This is a genomic window from Flintibacter hominis (assembly GCF_014287965.1).
GTDB lineage: Bacteria > Bacillota > Clostridia > Oscillospirales > Oscillospiraceae > Lawsonibacter > Lawsonibacter aceti.
Genome location: NZ_JACOPO010000004.1, coordinates 49,375 through 65,776 on the forward strand (window position 1 = coordinate 49,375; position 16,402 = coordinate 65,776).

At 56.0% G+C, this 16,402-nt stretch carries 14 protein-coding genes; 9 read left to right on the plus strand and 5 right to left on the minus strand.

The features are described 5' to 3' along the window. Nucleotides 1-17: 17 nt before the first annotated feature. Nucleotides 18-842, minus strand: a complete 825-nt coding sequence (locus H8S11_RS07260; protein WP_147570637.1) for a mechanosensitive ion channel family protein — start codon at nt 840-842, stop codon at nt 18-20. Between the two features lie 284 nt (nt 843-1,126). Between H8S11_RS07260 and H8S11_RS07265 the strand changes: the two genes are divergently transcribed. After that, complete coding sequence (locus H8S11_RS07265) at nt 1,127-2,434, plus strand: MATE family efflux transporter (RefSeq protein ID WP_186852688.1); 1,308 nt, start codon at nt 1,127-1,129, stop codon at nt 2,432-2,434. Nucleotides 2,435-2,478: 44 nt separating this feature from the next. Here the strand turns inward: H8S11_RS07265 and H8S11_RS07270 are convergent, their stop codons facing one another. The 3 genes from H8S11_RS07270 to H8S11_RS07280 all read right to left on the minus strand — a co-directional run bounded on the left by H8S11_RS07270 (nt 2,479) and on the right by H8S11_RS07280 (nt 4,512). Beyond that, entirely contained in the window at nt 2,479-3,537 is a 1,059-nt protein-coding gene (locus H8S11_RS07270) for a rod shape-determining protein (RefSeq protein WP_374740038.1), read from the minus strand. Nucleotides 3,538-3,649: 112 nt separating this feature from the next. Beyond that, nucleotides 3,650-4,339, minus strand: a complete 690-nt coding sequence (locus tag H8S11_RS07275; protein ID WP_147570639.1) for a ComF family protein — start codon at nt 4,337-4,339, stop codon at nt 3,650-3,652. Beyond that, a complete protein-coding gene (locus H8S11_RS07280; RefSeq protein ID WP_186852689.1) occupies nt 4,336-4,512 on the minus strand; it encodes a type II toxin-antitoxin system antitoxin in 177 nt (58 codons plus the stop codon). The genes H8S11_RS07275 and H8S11_RS07280 overlap by 4 nt, the downstream gene beginning before the upstream one ends. A gap of 431 nt (nt 4,513-4,943) precedes the next feature. Here H8S11_RS07280 and coaBC point away from each other — a divergent pair, with 431 nt between their 5' ends. After that, nucleotides 4,944-6,143 carry a bifunctional phosphopantothenoylcysteine decarboxylase/phosphopantothenate--cysteine ligase CoaBC gene (coaBC, locus tag H8S11_RS07285; protein ID WP_147570641.1) on the plus strand — a complete coding sequence of 400 codons (1,200 nt, stop codon included), beginning with the start codon at nt 4,944-4,946 and terminating at the stop codon, nt 6,141-6,143. Between the two features lie 626 nt (nt 6,144-6,769). Here the strand turns inward: coaBC and H8S11_RS07290 are convergent. Then, a complete protein-coding gene (locus tag H8S11_RS07290) occupies nt 6,770-7,792 on the minus strand; it encodes a LacI family DNA-binding transcriptional regulator (RefSeq protein WP_147570642.1) in 1,023 nt (340 codons plus the stop codon). 355 nt (nt 7,793-8,147) lie between these two features. On the opposite strand from H8S11_RS07290, the gene H8S11_RS07295 reads away from it, so the two are divergent. The 7 genes from H8S11_RS07295 (at nt 8,148) to H8S11_RS07325 (ending at nt 16,397) form a co-directional block, all read left to right on the plus strand. After that, entirely contained in the window at nt 8,148-10,103 is a 1,956-nt protein-coding gene (locus H8S11_RS07295; RefSeq protein ID WP_147570643.1) for an alkaline phosphatase family protein, read from the plus strand. Next, a complete protein-coding gene (locus H8S11_RS07300) occupies nt 10,078-10,992 on the plus strand; it encodes an NAD(P)-dependent oxidoreductase (RefSeq protein WP_186852690.1) in 915 nt (304 codons plus the stop codon). The genes H8S11_RS07295 and H8S11_RS07300 overlap by 26 nt, the downstream gene beginning before the upstream one ends. Before the next feature lie 45 nt (nt 10,993-11,037). Next, nucleotides 11,038-12,519: a lactate racemase domain-containing protein gene (locus H8S11_RS07305; RefSeq protein ID WP_147570645.1), complete on the plus strand. Its 1,482-nt coding sequence runs from the start codon at nt 11,038-11,040 to the stop codon at nt 12,517-12,519. A 97-nt stretch (nt 12,520-12,616) separates the two neighbouring features. Further along, nucleotides 12,617-13,825 carry an ABC transporter substrate-binding protein gene (locus H8S11_RS07310; protein WP_186852691.1) on the plus strand — a complete coding sequence of 403 codons (1,209 nt, stop codon included), beginning with the start codon at nt 12,617-12,619 and terminating at the stop codon, nt 13,823-13,825. Between the two features lie 175 nt (nt 13,826-14,000). Then, nucleotides 14,001-14,837 carry an ABC transporter permease gene (locus H8S11_RS07315; protein WP_240287136.1) on the plus strand — a complete coding sequence of 279 codons (837 nt, stop codon included), beginning with the start codon at nt 14,001-14,003 and terminating at the stop codon, nt 14,835-14,837. Nucleotide 14,838: 1 nt separating this feature from the next. Beyond that, nucleotides 14,839-15,651, plus strand: a complete 813-nt coding sequence (locus H8S11_RS07320; protein WP_243200981.1) for an ABC transporter permease — start codon at nt 14,839-14,841, stop codon at nt 15,649-15,651. Beyond that, a complete protein-coding gene (locus tag H8S11_RS07325; protein ID WP_147570648.1) occupies nt 15,630-16,397 on the plus strand; it encodes an ABC transporter ATP-binding protein in 768 nt (255 codons plus the stop codon). The genes H8S11_RS07320 and H8S11_RS07325 overlap by 22 nt, the downstream gene beginning before the upstream one ends. Nucleotides 16,398-16,402: the final 5 nt, after the last annotated feature.

Below are 16,402 nucleotides of genomic sequence, written 5' to 3' on the forward strand. Positions count from 1 at the left end.
GCTGGCCTAAGCGGCGTTCATCGCTCCAGGATATGGACATTCAGATGGTCATAGGTCATCTCGATCCCGTGGCGGGTAAAGGACTCCCGCAGGCCCTCCTGAATGGCGTAGTACACGTCCCAGTAATCCCCGGCAGCAGTCCATACCCGGACCACATACTGGATACTGCTGGACTGGTAGGCAGATAGCCAGATGGCCGGGGCGGGATCAGGCTGTATCTGGGGAATCGCGTCCAGCACCTCTTGGATAGCCTCTTTGACCGTCTGTGTAGGCGCGTCGTAGGACGCGTTGACGGTCAGTTCTACCCGCCGCCGGCCCAGGGCGGAGTAATTGACGATCTTGGCGGCGGACAGCTGACTGTTTGGCACAAAGATCTCCTTATTGTCCACGGTGACAAAGGTGGTATAGGACAGATCCACAGCCGCGATGGTCCCGCCGACTCCGTCCGCCTCCACATAGTCCCCCACCTGAAATGGCTTGGTCACCAGCAGCATGATCCCTCCCGCCAGGTTGGACAGAGTGTTTTGCAGGGCCAGGGAGACAGCCAGTCCGGCCACACTCAGCAGGGCGATGATGGAGGTCACGTCGATGCCAAGGGACCCCGCTGCCATCAGCACCAGCAAGAACCACAGCCCAACACGGACCATGGAGCGGATATACACGTGGAGGGAGGCCAGGGACTTGGACCGCTCCAGCAGGCGGTCCACCAGCTTCATCAGGACACGGATGACCGCCATACCCACCAGGACCAGCACTACCACCCGGAGCGCCGCATCCCAGGACAAGGTCTTTAGGTTCAAGGTGCCGGCGACGTTTGACAGGACTTCTTGAACATTCTCCATACTCAGCGCCTCTCTTCGTCACAGAATCCCCGAGGGGTGTCTCTCCCGTTCTGGGAGTTTCAGTATAACACAATTTTCCCCAAAAAGCGAGCTGTAAGGGCAGCGGGCTCCGGCTCTTGACACAGGGCCTCCCATCTGGTATCATAGCACACTGATATCTAACTTTGCTCTTGCCGCCGGGGAAGAGTGTAAGCGTCAGACCTTCTATCGTTAGGCCGTTGAAGATAGAAGGGGCTGGCGCTTTTTTTGTGCCCCCCGCCGGGCCCGGTCTTAGGAGGTACCTGATGAAAACCACCGAACTTTTTTCTGATTTTCTCCGCTACGCCGCCCTGAACGTGGCCGGGATGGTCGGGCTGTCCTGCTATATCCTGGCCGACACCTTTTTTGTCTCCAGGGGGCTGGGCACCCAGGGCCTGGCCGCCCTGAATCTGGCCCTGCCCATCGTCAGCCTGGTGATGGGCACCGGCATGATGCTGGGAATGGGCGGTGCCATCCAATACGCCGTCCACCGGGGGCGGGACGGTGGAGAGCAGGCGGGCGCCATCTTCACCAACACCTTATTTCTGGCCCTGGCGGCCGCTCTGGTCTATGTGGCCTCCGGACTGTTCCTCTCCCGTCCCCTGACCCTTCTCCTGGGCGCGGATCAGCAGGTCTTTGCCATGACCCATACCTACCTGAAGGTCATTCTCCTGTTCTCCCCTGCCTTTATCCTGAACCACACCCTCCTCGCCTTCGTCCGGAACGACGGGGCGCCTCAGTTGGCCTCCCTAGCCATGCTGGTGGGCAGCCTGTCCAATGTCCTGTTGGACTATCTGTTCATCTTCCCCCTGGATATGGGAATCTTCGGCGCTGTGCTGGCCACGGGGATCGCCCCTGTCATCAGTATGGCCATCCTGCTGCTCCACCGGCTCCGCCGTCGAAACGGCTTCCACCTGGTTCGGACCCGGCTCCATTGGAAAACCGCCAGAGCCACCTGCTCTCTGGGCTTCCCCTCCCTGGTCAACGAGCTGTCCTCCGGCATCGTCATGCTGGTGTTCAATACCCTTATGCTGTCCCTGCTGGGCAACGTGGGGGTGGCGGCCTACGGCATCGTGGCCAACCTGGCCCTGGTGGTCATTGCCGTCTTTACCGGGGTGGCGCAGGGGGCCCAGCCCCTCATCAGCCGGTCCCACGGCCAGGGCAGGCCGGACCTGGCCCGGCGTGTCCTGGGATACGGCCTGACCGCCTGCCTGGCGATGGCCGGGGTCATCTATATCCTGCTGGCCCTGTTCGCCCCGGAGGTGGCCGCCCTCTTTAACAGCGAGGGGGACCCCGTGCTGGCCGCCACCGCGGTGGAGGGACTGCGGCTCTATTTCCTGTCCGCCCCTCTGGCCGGCGTCAACATCATGGCCGCCACCTACTTCGCCGCCACCCAGCAGGCCCTGCCCGCCCAGCTTCTCTCTCTGCTCCGGGGCCTGTTCCTGGTGGTGCCGGCCGCCCTGCTCCTGTCCGCCCTCTGGGGTGTATGGGGACTCTGGCTGGCGCTGCCCGCCGCCGAGTTGGCCGCCGCTCTGGTGTGCGCGGTCCTCTTCCTCCGCCTAAAAAAGAGCTAGAAAATCCCCGGCCAGCCCAGTCTGGCCGGGGACACTCATTCTCATCAATAGTTCATCTGCTTGCGGCGGGACAGGTTCATGGTGCCATCCTGCATCTGGTCCAGGCTGTCCAGGCTCTTGCCAGTGCCGTGGGCCACACAGGAGATGGCATCGTCGGCCACATGGGTCTCGATGCCGGTATGGGACTCCACCAGCTTGTCAAAGCCCCACAGCAGGGAGCCGCCGCCGGTCATGACGATGCCGTTGGTGGAGATATCGGCCACCAGCTCCGGGGGCGTGCGCTCCAGCACACCGTGGATGGCCTCCAGGATGCGGCTGGACACCTCCTCAAAGGCGTCGATCATCTCGCTGGAGGACACGGAGAATACACGGGGCAGACCAGTCATCAGGCAGCGCCCCTTGATCTCCATGGTGACCTCCTCCGGGCGGGGAAAGACACAGCCGATGGTCATTTTCAGTTCCTCGGCGGTGCGGTCTCCGATAAGGACATTGTGCTTCTTGCGGATATACTTGACAACCGCCTCATCGAATTTGTCACCGGCGATTTTGATGGAGGCGGACTCCACCACGCCGCCCAGGGAGATGACGGCAATGTCGGCGGTGCCGCCGCCGATGTCCACCACCATGTGGCCATCAGGCTTGGTGATGTCGATACCCGCGCCGATGGCGGCGGCCACAGGCTCCTCAATGAGGTAGGCTCTGCGGGCACCAGCCTGGATGCCCGCGTCCACAACGGCGCGCTCCTCCACCTCGGTGATGCCGGAGGGCACGCAGATGAGCAGGCGGGGCTTAAACAGGGAGAAGGTGGTCACCTTCTTAATAAACTCCTTGAGCATCCGCTCGGTCATGTCATAGTCGGAGATGACGCCCTCCCGCAGGGGACGCATGGCCACGATATTGCCGGGGGTGCGGCCCAGCATGGCCTGGGCCTCGGTACCCACCTTCAGCAGTTTGCCGGTGTTCTTATCCATGGCCACCACAGAGGGCTCCCGCAGGACGACCCCCTTGCCCTTGATGTATACCAAAACAGAAGCGGTACCCAGATCGATACCGATATCTTTGCTAAATAGCCCCATAGTTTCGTCCACCTTATCTTGATTCATCACTGGCCCGGACCGCCAGCCAGGGCCAAGTTATTTTGTCAATTATAGTATAGCCAAATCGGCAAAACCTATTTGCCGCCGTCTATCATTATAACGGCTGATCGCCGGCTTTTCAACCATTATTTCTATTATTTTCTAATTTATCCCCACCCTCTCCCGCCTGGGCTAAAGTCAGGCACAGGACCTGCTTGGCACCCCCTTGGCACAGCAGACGGGCACACTCGCTCAGGGTGGCGCCGGAGGTAACCACGTCGTCCACCAGCAGCACCCGCCCGCCCTCTATTCTCCCTCCCGGCAGCAGAGAATAGGCCCCCAGGGCGTTAGCCCTACGGGCCGCTCCATCGGGCAGACTGGACTGAGGGACTGTATGCCGGCTCTTTTCCAGCAGAGGGAGCACAGGGAGCGCCAAGCATTCCCCCACGGTCCGGGCCAGCAGTTCCCCCTGGTCAAAGCCCCGCTTGCGCCGCCGCTTTTTGGACAGGGGCGCCCAGGTCACCAGCTCCGCCTCCACTCCCTGGTCCCTGGCACACTGGGCCATCAGCAGGCCAAAGGGCCGGCCATAGGCCGGAGCCGGGGCAAACTTATATCGTTGGACCGCCTCCCGCACTTGGGCCTGGTAGGCCAGCGGAGACCAGCAGCCCTGGGTAAAGTCCACCCGCCGCTCCCCCGCCCTTCCGGTCAGCCACGGCAGGCTGGCCTGGCAGTTGGGACACAGGGGAGCCCGTGGGTCATGCAGCAGCCGCTGGCAAAAGGGGCATTTGGGCGGAAAGAGCAGGTCCAGCAGTGCCTCGCCCACCCTCACTTCAGCTCGTCCTCAGGGATAGGGCCATGCTCTTTTTCAAAGTCACGAACACATTTTTGGATCAGATACAAAATCTGACCACTCATAGAACGTCCCTCTGCTCCGGCTACATATCTGAACTTGTCATGTAGCTTTTCATCCATTCGGATGCTTAAATGGGTTTTATCAGCCATATGCTTTGCCTACTTTCTGATTTAATAAACAAAGCATATCTTTTGAACTTATTATAAATTTATTTTTAGTGCATAATTAGTGCTTAAAATTATTTGACTATATGATATTTGATAAGGCTGTAGAGGCGGCGCCATGTGATCGCCTGCCGTATCTCCGATGGGCCTTGGAAAAATTTTGACAGCCTGTCATACCTCCGCTGGGTGCCTTTTCAGAGACGGAAAGGCGCCAAAGGTCTCTAGGGGCTGCCGCCCCCCATCTGTGCGTCCCCCGTATAACAGGGTCCGGGGGTGAGGCACTTACGGACTTTGTCCGACGGAGCGGAGGAATACGCCCCCGGTCCCTTTCCGTTTTCTCCCGACCTTTTCTCTTTACACCACGGCAGGAAATTTGTATAATAGACACTGATTTGAACGCAAAAGGAGAGTTCACCATGCTGAAGGGAAAAACCGTCCTGCTTGGGGTCACCGGCGGCATTGCCGCCTACAAGGCCGCCTATCTGGCTTCCGCCCTGGTAAAGCTCCACGCAAATGTGGAGGTGGTGATGACCCAGCACGCCACCCAATTTATCGCGCCCCTGACCTTTGAACAGCTGACAGGCAACCGCTGTATGGTGGATACCTTTGACCGCAATTTCGCCCACCAGGTGGAGCATATTGCCCTGGCCGACCGGACGGACCTGGTCCTCATCGCCCCCGCCACCGCCAATGTGTGCGCCAAGCTGGCCCACGGGCTGGCCGACGATATGCTGACTACCACGGTGCTGGCCTGCATCTGCCCCAAGCTGATCGCTCCGGCCATGAACACCCATATGTTGGAAAACCCAGTGACTCAGGACAATCTGGACCTTCTGCGTCACTATGGCTGGGAAGTCATTTCCCCCGCCTCCGGCCGGCTGGCCTGCGGGGCGGTGGGGTCTGGCAAGCTGCCTGAGCCTGATCTGCTGATCCAGCATATCCTGCGGGCCATCGCTCTGCCCCATGACCTGACGGGAAAAAAAGTGCTGGTCACCGCCGGCCCCACCCAGGAGGCTCTGGACCCTGTCCGCTATCTGACCAACCACTCCAGCGGCAAGATGGGCTACGCCATTGCCAAAACGGCTATGCTCCGGGGGGCGCAGGTCACCCTTGTGTCCGGTCCGACCTCCATCTCCCCCCCCCCCTTTGTGGAGGTCGTGGAGGTAGTATCCGCCCAAGATATGTTCCAGGCTGTGACCAGCCGCCAGGAGCAGGCGGACTTCATCTTTAAGGCCGCCGCCGTGGCCGACTACACCCCCGCGGATTACAGCGACGACAAGGTGAAAAAGAGAGAGGGCGATCTGTCTATTCCGCTGAAACGCACCCAGGATATTTTAAAGCACCTGGGAGAGCACCGCCGCCCGGACCAAATCATTTGCGGCTTCTCCATGGAGACCCGCGATATGCTGGAAAACAGTCGGGTCAAGCTGGAAAAGAAAAACGTGGATATGATCTGCGCCAATAATTTGAAGGTGGATGGAGCCGGCTTTGGGGTGGATACCAACGTCATCACCCTGATCACACGGGACCGGGTAGAGGAGCTTCCCCTCCTGTCTAAAGAGGCGGCGGCGGGCCGCATCCTTGACCGGGCCATCGCTTTGGCGGGACAGGCGTGAAATATACCCTGGGACCGGACAGGTACCCCTTGATATAAGGGAACATTTATCGAGGAGTCTGAGCCCCTGGCAGATACCGCAAATGCGGTATCTGCCAGGGGCTTTTTCATTTGGATTCTGTGTGTGCCATGTTTCGTTCTGAGTTGCGCTTATACATACGAGAGATCGTTGTATTGAATTTAAGCCTTCTGCCGAGTGTTCATACTCTGTTTGATTTTCTTCTCGCAACCTATGATCTTCCCAATCATCTGTCCACAACAGGTGTGGATGTAATCTTTGTATATTCAGTATGCCGCTTTGTTCGAGATAATCTTATAGTGAAATAACCGAGATCAAAAGGCGAAAGTGAGGAAAAGCGTGCCGCAAAAACGGCACGCTTTTTCCATTGCTCTTAAAACGAAATGATTTTTCTCCCTATCATTTGATGGTTTGTTCTACCGGCCGCCTACACCTGCCGGCGATCATAATGCGCAGGAACAGGGAGAGATTTCGGGTACAAATTCAGTAGTGAAAGTCTATAGCAGAGAGGCGATCTGGACAATAAGGAGACATATGGAGTTGATTGCTGCCTCTTTGCTTCATACAGAGCAGCCGGGCAATAGAGCGCCACGGCCGGTCCTCTTCCATTAATAGCGTTTTTTGGCCGGACCGCAAGACTCCCGTTGAATCAGCGTAAACGGAACGTCCACTTTTATTGATGATGTATGTCCGCCCTCAATGCGGTCAATCAACAGTTTTACTCCAAGATGTCCCATCTCCTCCAGAGGGACATGGATGGTCGTAAGCATAGGATCCAGATAGCAGACAGTTTCCATGTCGTTGATACCGATAATAGAGACATCCTGGGGAACCTTCAGCCGATGCTCCCGCAGACTTTTCATAGCGCCCACAGCATTCATATCGTTGGCACACAAAATGGCTGTAAACTCCACCCCGCTGTCCAGCAGCCGGTTGGTAGCCTCATACCCATCGGTTGGGTTAAACAAGCAGCGTGCCACATAGGGGGTCAGGTCACCTAGTTCCAGATCGGCCATGGCGTCCAGATAGCTTTGAAATCGCTGCTCGTTGTCCGTTTCCCCCATATAACAGATCTTTTTATGGCCTAGCGAACGCAGGTACTCCACACAGGTGCGGACTGCCTGGTAACCACTGCAGATCACCTGATCGAAGATCCCATCAGGCGCAGAGTTCTGCCCAATATTGACGATATTTTTATACCACTTTTTTAACAGGCTGAGAGAACGAGGCTCGATGCGGCCCAGGACTACGGCCGAGTCAGAGTTAGTGTCGGTAAACGGGGCTTTTCCATCCTGAATATCGGCCACAGAGTAATGATAGCGAAGATTATACCCCGCATCAAAGGCGGTAATCTCCGCTGCCCGCATTAGCACCGTAAAAAAGGGATCCAAATAGGGGCCAATAGTACGGGCATAGACACAGTCCAGATTTTGATTCTGGGGCTTCTGATCCAGCTCTGGACGCTTTAGCTGTCTGGCATGTTGATTGGGGACATAACCCAATTCCCGTACAGCTGCCCAGATCCGCTCCTGTGTCTGCGGGCTGGCCGCCGAAACATTTTTGCTGTTGACAATGCGAGAGACCGTAGAGGGCGATACTCCCGCCCGCCGCGCAATTTCTCTAATGCTCATCCAAATGCTCCTTTACTAATCGGCTTCAACACTGTCGCCGCACTATGCGTTTTATTTTACTACAAACTTTCCAGGATGGCAACCAACGCCAACGCATCGTTAGGCAAACGTTTGCGTTTTTTCTCATTGACAAAACGAAAAAAACAGTGATATTATCCACTCATCCGTTAATATTACAGAAAATATATTGTTAAAACTTTATCAACCAAGCATTTTGACGAATATTGCGCCCGTTTTTTGGAGGTGTTGCACTACGCAACTTTCGTAACACCACATCAACAGGCAGCTTAGGCTGCCCCATAAACTACCTACGAGGCCATATAAATTAGGCCTCAGATCAGAAAAGGAGGGCATTATGGAAAAGAAAATTTTGTTCCTTGGTCTGGACGCTGCTATGCCGGACTTGGTCAAAAAGTTTGTCGCAGAGGGCGCTATGCCCAACACCGCCAAGCTAATGAAGCAGGGGATATTTTCCCGATTGGAAACAGTATTCCCGCCTCTGACTGCCGCAGCCTGGACTGCCATCGTCAGCGGTGCCGGATCCGGCACCAACGGAGTGCCCAGCTTGATGGTGAAACACCTGGGCGAGGACCTAGATCACTGGCACACTTCCTTCGACCGCAACGAGGTACTGTGCGAAACCATGTGGGACGTGGGCAAGCGTTTGGGTAAAAAGGTGGCCCTCATAAACTGGCCGGTCACTTTCCCCATGGGCGCTATCTCGGAGGAAGACGGCTGCCAGCTGGCCGGCTCTTTGAATCCACCATTCCGCTACTTTTTCATGCCCCTGTGGGACGTGGCTTCCAGCGCCTGCTTCTCCAACCAGAAGCTGCGCTGCAACCAGATCCCCGGCCGGGCGGTCCAGCTAGAAGCCCGACCTGCTGAAGGTTGGACTAATCTGCCCGAAAGCAAGCGCCCGCCACTAGAATTCGACATTGTGGTCCCCCCCACCTATGTGGAAGGTTACCCCATGCATGTGTTGATGTACGCCTCCACCGACGCGGGCTATGATCGTATGCTGATCTCTGAGTCCAAGGACGCCGCTCAGGCCATCACCGACATCACCCACGGGGAACTAGGTCCCTGGATTACCAAAAACTTCAAGGCTCGGGACTATGAACGGGACGGCCGCTTCCGTTTCCAGATCCTCCAACTCACCCCAGACGGGAAGAACTTCAAACTGTACCAGAGCGCCATCAACATGGCCGAGCCTTATTCCGTTCCCTCCTCCCTGAGCAAGGAGGTAGAGGCCGTGGCCGGTACCTATATGGAGGTTGACGATCCCTGGGCCTTCATGGATGGCTGGATGGCTCCAGAACTCTACCTGGACCAGCTGCAGATGCACGCCAACTGGTGGGGCAACGCCACAAAGTATGTGCTTGAGCATCAGCAGTGGGACATGGCCTTCTCCTGGGTAGGCACTATCGACCACATCGAGCATGTCCTTTACGCTGGCATTGAGCCCAAGGCACGGGTATATGACCCGGACAAGGCTGATTTCTGCTGGCACATGATCCGGGAGACTTACCGACAGGTGGACGAGAACATCGGAAGGATCCTGGATGCTGTGGACTTGGACAATACATATGTGATCCTGATCTCCGACCACGGCATGACCCATTTGGACTGGAACCCTTATGTAAAAGAGCACCTGGCCCGTGCCGGTCTGTTGGAGTATGTGTTGGATCTGACCACTGACGATCCCAGCAACCTTACTATCAACTGGGAGCACACCAAGTGCCATCCCCTGGAGCCCTGTCACGCCCACATCTTCATTAACCTGAAGGGGCGAGACCCTCACGGCATCGTGGAGCCTGAGGACTATGAAAAAGTCCAGGAGGAAATCATCCGTTGCCTGATGAATATGCGGGATCCGGAAACCGGAGATCAGGTGGTCGCTCTGGCCATTAAGAAGAAGGAGGCTGGCACTCTGGGCATCTATGAGGGGCCCGGCTATGACCGCGTGGGCGACGTGCTATACGCCTGGAAGCCCGGTTATATGTCCCACCCCTTCATTTACCGCAGCAAGATTCAGTATCGGGATGGTACCGAAAGGGTCATCGCTAACCCCGAACTTTACGAAGCCGCTGGCTTGTGCCGCAACTTCACTGGTGTTCACCTAGCTCTCCCCTCGCTCCACGATATGCATGCGGTCATGATTATGACTGGTCCAGGTGTGCCCCAGTACGAACGAAAGTTCCCCGCAAAGATCATTGACGTAGCGCCTACACTGAGTAAGCTATTGAACATCGACGTACCCAAAGATGCCGAAGGAGGAGTTTTGTATGATATCCTGGACCGGTGCCAATAAACCCATCAAAAAGGTCGGTCTAATCGGTTGTGGCCGCATGGGCCGCTGTATGCTGGAAGGAATGCTGGCCAAAGGCTACAGCGTTGTAGTCTACGATAAATTTCCCACAGCCGCCCAGTCCGCTTCCGCTCTGGGTGCCCAGGCGGTTCCCACTCCTAAAGAGGTGGCTGAACAGGCTTCAGTCATCCTCATGTCCCTGCCCAGCCCAGTCCAGTTGGAGGATGTTCTTTTCGGCGAGGGCGGTATGATGTCATCCCTTACCTCTGACCATGTGGTCATCGACACCAGCACTGTAGATCCCCAGACTACCCGGGGGCTGGCCGCCCGGGTAGGTGAGTGCGGCGCAGCCTATCTGGACTGTCCCATCCTGGGTCGTCCCTCGGCGGCAGGCAAGTGGATGCTGCCTACTGGTGGCTCTGGTGAAGCGTTAGAGAAGGTGAAGCCTGTGTTGCTGTGCTTTGCAGCCAACGCTGTACTGGTGGGGGACTCCGGGGCCGGCAACGCTTTAAAGCTGCTGAACCAGATGATGTTTTCCTGCATCAACGCCATCTCCTCCGAGGTCATGGCCATCTGTGACCATGTAGGGATCAAAAAGGAGGTCTTCTACGATACTGTAGCCTCATCCACCGCGGCCACTGTCAGCGGTCTGTTTCGTGAAGTGGGCAAGTGCATCGTCAATGAAGCCTACGACTCCCCTGCCTTTACGGTGGACCTACTGATTAAGGACACCAAGCTAGCCCTCCAGATGGCCAAGGATGCCGACGCCCCCTCTCTGATCGCCGGCACTGCTCAAATGTACAATGAGATCGCCCATGGTCAGGGCTTGGGTACTCAGGATACCAGTGCCCTATATAAGGTATTTAGTCGTCACTACGACAAAATCTCTTGACCAGGCTTTGACCCAAACTTTATGTTTAGAAAGGATGTTCCCTGCATGAAACTGGATTTTGAATACGGCCAAGGCCTTATGAGCGCCGAATTGCCTGACAGCACCGATATCTTTATCCCCGGTGAAACCGTGCCCGATCCCCCTTGTCTGCCCCAAGACTGGGACAGCCTGTATGCTGCCACCCTGGAGTCTATCCAGCACCCCATCGGCATGAAGCCTCTGCGGGAGTTGGCTGGCCCCGGCAAGACAGTGGTCTTCGTCATTCCTGACATTGTGAAGGGAGGCACCCAGCCTACCTCCCATCGTCGTGTGGCCATCCGGGCCTGTCTGGATGAGCTGTACGCTGCTGGAGTAGCAAAAGAGGACATTCTTCTGCTGTTTTCTAACGGCCTTCATCCCCGAGCCACAGTGGCCGAGATGAAGAAGATTCTGGGTGATGATCTGTTCAATGAGTTCTATTACACCAACCAGATCACCAGTCACGACAGTGAGGATCCCGACCACATGGTGGATCTAGGTACCACCCAGCGGGGTGATCCGGTGCTGATGAACAAGTATGTCTTTGACTGCGATATCCCCATTCTTATCGGACACACCCAAGGCAATCCCTACGGCGGATACTCTGGCGGCTATAAGCACTGTACTACCGGCATCACCCACTGGCGCTCTATTGCTAGTCATCACGTCCCCAAGGTCATGCACCGGGATGACTTCACCCCCGTGTCCGGCCACAATCTGATGCGTACCAAGTTCGATGAGATCGGTATGCATATGGAAGAGAAGATGGGCCACTCCTTCTTCTGCTGTGACGCGGTACTAGACACCTACTCCCGTCAGATCGCTATCTTCTCCGGCTATGCTAAGGAGATGCAACCTGTGTCCTGGGATGTCGCCGACAAACGGACTTATGTGCCCTGGGCAGAAAAGAAGTATGATGTAGTGGTGTTCGGCATGCCCCAAGACTTCCACTATGGCAATGGCATGGGTACCAACCCTATCCAGATGATGCAGGCCTTGTCAGCTCAGGTCATCCGCCACAAGAGAGTCATGAGTGATCACTGTGTATTCATCGTTTCTAGCATCTGTAACGGCTATTTTCACGACGAACGTTGGCCCTATCTGAGGGAGTTATACGAGATGTTCCAGCATGATTACATGAACGTTCTCCCCGACATGGACCGTTATGGCGAGTACTTCGCTACCAATGAGGAGTATATTCGCAAGTACCGCTTCTGCAACGCCTTCCACCCCTTCCACGGCTTCTCCATGATGAGCTGCGGTCACATTGCCGAGATGAACACTTCCGCCATCTATATTGTGGGTGCCCAAGAACCGGGTATTGCCCGCTCTATGGGGCTGAAGACCCGGTCCACCTTCGAGGAAGCCCTGGAGGACGCCAAAAAGAAATTTGTCGGCCCCAACCCCAATATCTTGGCTCTGCCTAAGACCTATAAGATCGGCGCTGTTCATCTATGCATGAAGAACGAGGGCTATGATGGCACCTGTGGCCATCCCTGCGCTGACTAAAAAGCCCTTCCCTTTGGAATCACACAGGGTTTGGCTGGATAGTGACCGTCCGGTAGTCCGCCCGGTCGATATATGTTTAGAAAGGATGGAAGTAAAGATGAAAAAAGCAACCACAAAAAGACTCCTTGCAACGCTCCTCTCTTTTGCCATGATGTTCGCTCTGGTCGCCTGTTCTGGCAACGAAAATGGCAGTAGCGGAGGCAACAACTCCGCCAACAGCGGTGGCACTTCCTCCGGTGGCGGCCACGAAGTGGAGCTGATAGACGGCGCCACCGCCCCTGAGGATTTGACCTTTGGTCTAACCCCCTTTGAAGACCGCCAGACTCTGCGCATCGGCTTCTTTACCGGCTCTCCCCTCTCCTATGCCTTCCTCTTTGCCGATAATCTGGGCGTCTTCGACGCGCTAAACATCGATGTGGAGTATAGCTGCTTCACCGGTGGCCCCGCCATGATGGAGGCCAACTCCGAATGGGACATGGCATCCTGCGGTTTGGGCGGTGTATGCACTGCCTTGGCTGGTTATGACTTTACCCTCGTAGATGTTACTGACTACGAGGAGAACATGGCCATTTTCGTACGGCCCGACTCTGAGTTGGCTAATGACCCTACTAACCCCGATTTATGGAAGGGAGCTACCGTGGTCTACCCTGCTGGCACCACCGGTCAGGCGGTCCTAGCTCAGTATCTCGAGACCATGGGCCTGACCCTCTCCGACGTGGAAAGTGTCAACATGGACAATGCCAACGGTCTGACCGGCTTTAACGGCGGCACTGGTGACGCTCTGGTGTGTTGGAACGCTATCGCCCTGTCCGCTGAGGACAGAGGGTATGTTCGTGTCACTGACTCTGGCCAGCTGAACCTGCCCTTCCCTTGCTGTACCTTCGCCCAGACCGAGATCATGGAGAGTAATCCCGACCTAGTGGCTGCTGCAGTCGCTGTTTTCCATCTGACCTATGAGTGGGTTACCGAGTCCGAGGGCAATGCCGCTCAGGCCGCCGCCTGGTATCTGGAGCACTGCGACGAAGAAGGCTTCCTGTGTGACGAGAGCATCGCTGAACGCACCATTAACTGGTGGCGCTGTCCCACGGTAGATGAGTATATCGCACTCTTTACTGAAACTGAACCCGACGAAGCTGGCCTGTATACTTCTCGTGACCTACTGCAAATTGAGAACGACATCCTCTCCGGATTTGACTTCTTCACCAGCGTAGGCAGCTACACCGAGGCCCAACGCACCCAGTTCCTGGACGATCAGCGGGTGGACAATTCCATCGCTCTGGCTGTCAAAGAAATGCTGGGTCGATAAATGCCTTCGATAGTCTTCCTCCCGCCCCATGGGAGGCGGGAGGAAGATTCGCTTTGCGGACGTGAAAACTGAATTTGGCTTCTGTCTACAGATCAGTCCAAACGTTCTCAGAGTGCATCTCCGCCTCTGCATATCTGATATTTGAGACACAAAGCTCGGAAAGTAGGGATGTCTTTTGAGCGAACCCATTCATGAGATGACTGCGGCTGAGCGTGTCGCGCTGGTCGAGCGTGAAAAACACCGGATAACCTACCGCAACATCACCCTGTCTTTCGCCGGTATCCTTCTCTTCCTGCTCATTTGGGAAGGGTTAGCCCTGTCCGGCATTGTAGACTCCAGAATTCTGTGTGACGTTTTGGAAGTCCTTCGTCTTTTCGTCACCAAACTGTCTGATCCCAATCCAGACGGCGCGGTGCTGACGGTCCATATCTGGTCCAGTTTACAGGTGGCCCTTCTGGGCTTCCTGCTGGCTGTAGTCATCGGTGTGCCTCTAGGCTGGTTGATGGGCTGGTACCGGGGAGCCGACAGCTTTCTTCGCCCCATCTTTGAGATTATTCGCCCTATTCCCCCAGTGTCCTGGATTCCGCTGACCATTGTGTGGCTGGGCATCGGCCTGCCGGCCAAGTCCTTCATCGTATTCTTTGCCGCCTTTGTCCCCTGTCTAATCAACGCCTATACCGGCATCCGGCAGACCAAGGAGGTCCTGAAAAACGTAGGTAAGACCTTTGGCGCTTCTTACTTCACTGTCTTCGTAAAAGTGGGGATTCCTTCCTCTTTGGTCATGACTTTCGCCGGCATCAAGGTTGCTATCGGCAACGCCTGGGCCACTCTGGTGGCCGCTGAGATGCTGGCCGCTTCCAGCGGACTGGGCTACATGATCCTGATGGGCCGTTCCTATGCCCGCGTAGATCTGATCATCCTGGGGATTGTTGTCATCGGCGTGCTGGGCGTCATCATCTCCGCTATCATCAACAGGCTGGAGCGTATCTTCCTAGGATGGAGGTATGTGTAGTATGGAAAAGAAAACCGCGCATATGAGCGCAGCAGAGATTCGGGAACAACGGCTTAAGGTTCTTTACCGTATCCTCCCTATTGTCTCTCTTCTCCTGTTGGTGGCCCTTTGGCTGTTAGCCTCCTCCGGCGCCAATTCCAACTTCCCAACTCCCCAGGCAGTGTGGGATCGTACAGTTCGCCTGTTCACCAATCCGGTAAAGAAACTGACTTTGGTCGGTCACGCTTTGGTCAGTCTACGGCGCATCGGTCTGGCTCTCGTCTTCGATTGGACTGCTGGTATCGCCTTTGGCGTACTGCTGGGCTGGTGCCCCAGGGCCCGTGCCTTCTTTGGCCCTCTATTCAACGCCTTCCGTGCCGTCCCTCCGCTAGCCTGGATTCCTCTAATCACACTGTGGTTTGGTGCTGGTGAGTTCCCCAAGGTCCTCATCGTTATCTTTGGTTCTCTGGCCTCTATTGTGGTCAACACTCAGGCCGGTCTTAGTTCTGTGGATAAAATGTATCTGGACGTAGGTACCGTTTTTAATGCCACACCCAGACAGCGCCTGTTCAAGATCGCTATTCCATCTTCTCTGGACGCCATCTTTGCCGGCGTGCGTACCTCTACCAGTGCCGCCTGGATGGTGGTTTTGGCTGCCGAGATGCTGGGTGCTGACGCAGGCGTGGGCTTCCTGATCTCCCGCGGCATGGACTCTATCGATATGCCCCTGGTCCTGACCGGCATGATCGCCATTGGTATCGTGGGCGCTATGCTGGCCATTATCACGCAAATTGCAGAAAGGTTGATTTGCCCATGGACGAGAAAAAGAAAGTAATTCTGAAACTGGACAACATCTGTCAGAGCTACGTCGTGGGCGAGTCAGTCAAGGATGCAGTGGAAAATGTTTCCCTCGAGGTCTACGACAATGAATTTCTGGTCATCCTAGGCCCAGGCCACTGCGGTAAAACCGTACTGATGAACATGATCGCCGGATTGGAGAAACCTATCGGTGGCAAAATCTATCTGGACGGCGAGGAAGTTCACGGCAGCGATAAGCGTATCGGCATGGTGTTTCAGTCTTTGAATTTGATGCCCTGGCGCACTGTCATGGGCAATGTGGAATTTGGTCTAGAGGTAGCTGGCGTATCCAAGGAGGAGCGCCGGGCCACCGCCCAGAAGTACATCGATCTTGTGGGGTTGAAAGGCTTTGAAAAGTCCTATCCCCATGAGCTCTCCGGCGGTATGAAGCAGCGTGTAGGAATTGCCCGTGCCTATACCAACAATCCTCAGATTCTCCTGATGGATGAACCCTTTGGCCAGCTGGATGCCCAAACCCGGTATGCCATGGAGGAAGAGATCCTGCGTATCTGGGAGCAAGAAAGGCGCACCATCCTCTTTGTCACCAACAACATTGAGGAGGCTGTCTATCTGGCAGACCGAATTGTGCTGTTGAGCAACTGCCCCGCCCGGGTAAAGCAGGTTTATGATCTGGCTTCACTGGGGCGTCCCCGGAACACTACGTCTCCGGATTTTCTGCGCATCCGGTCCGAGATTTCCGATAATACGGATCTGGCGCTTTGATATGG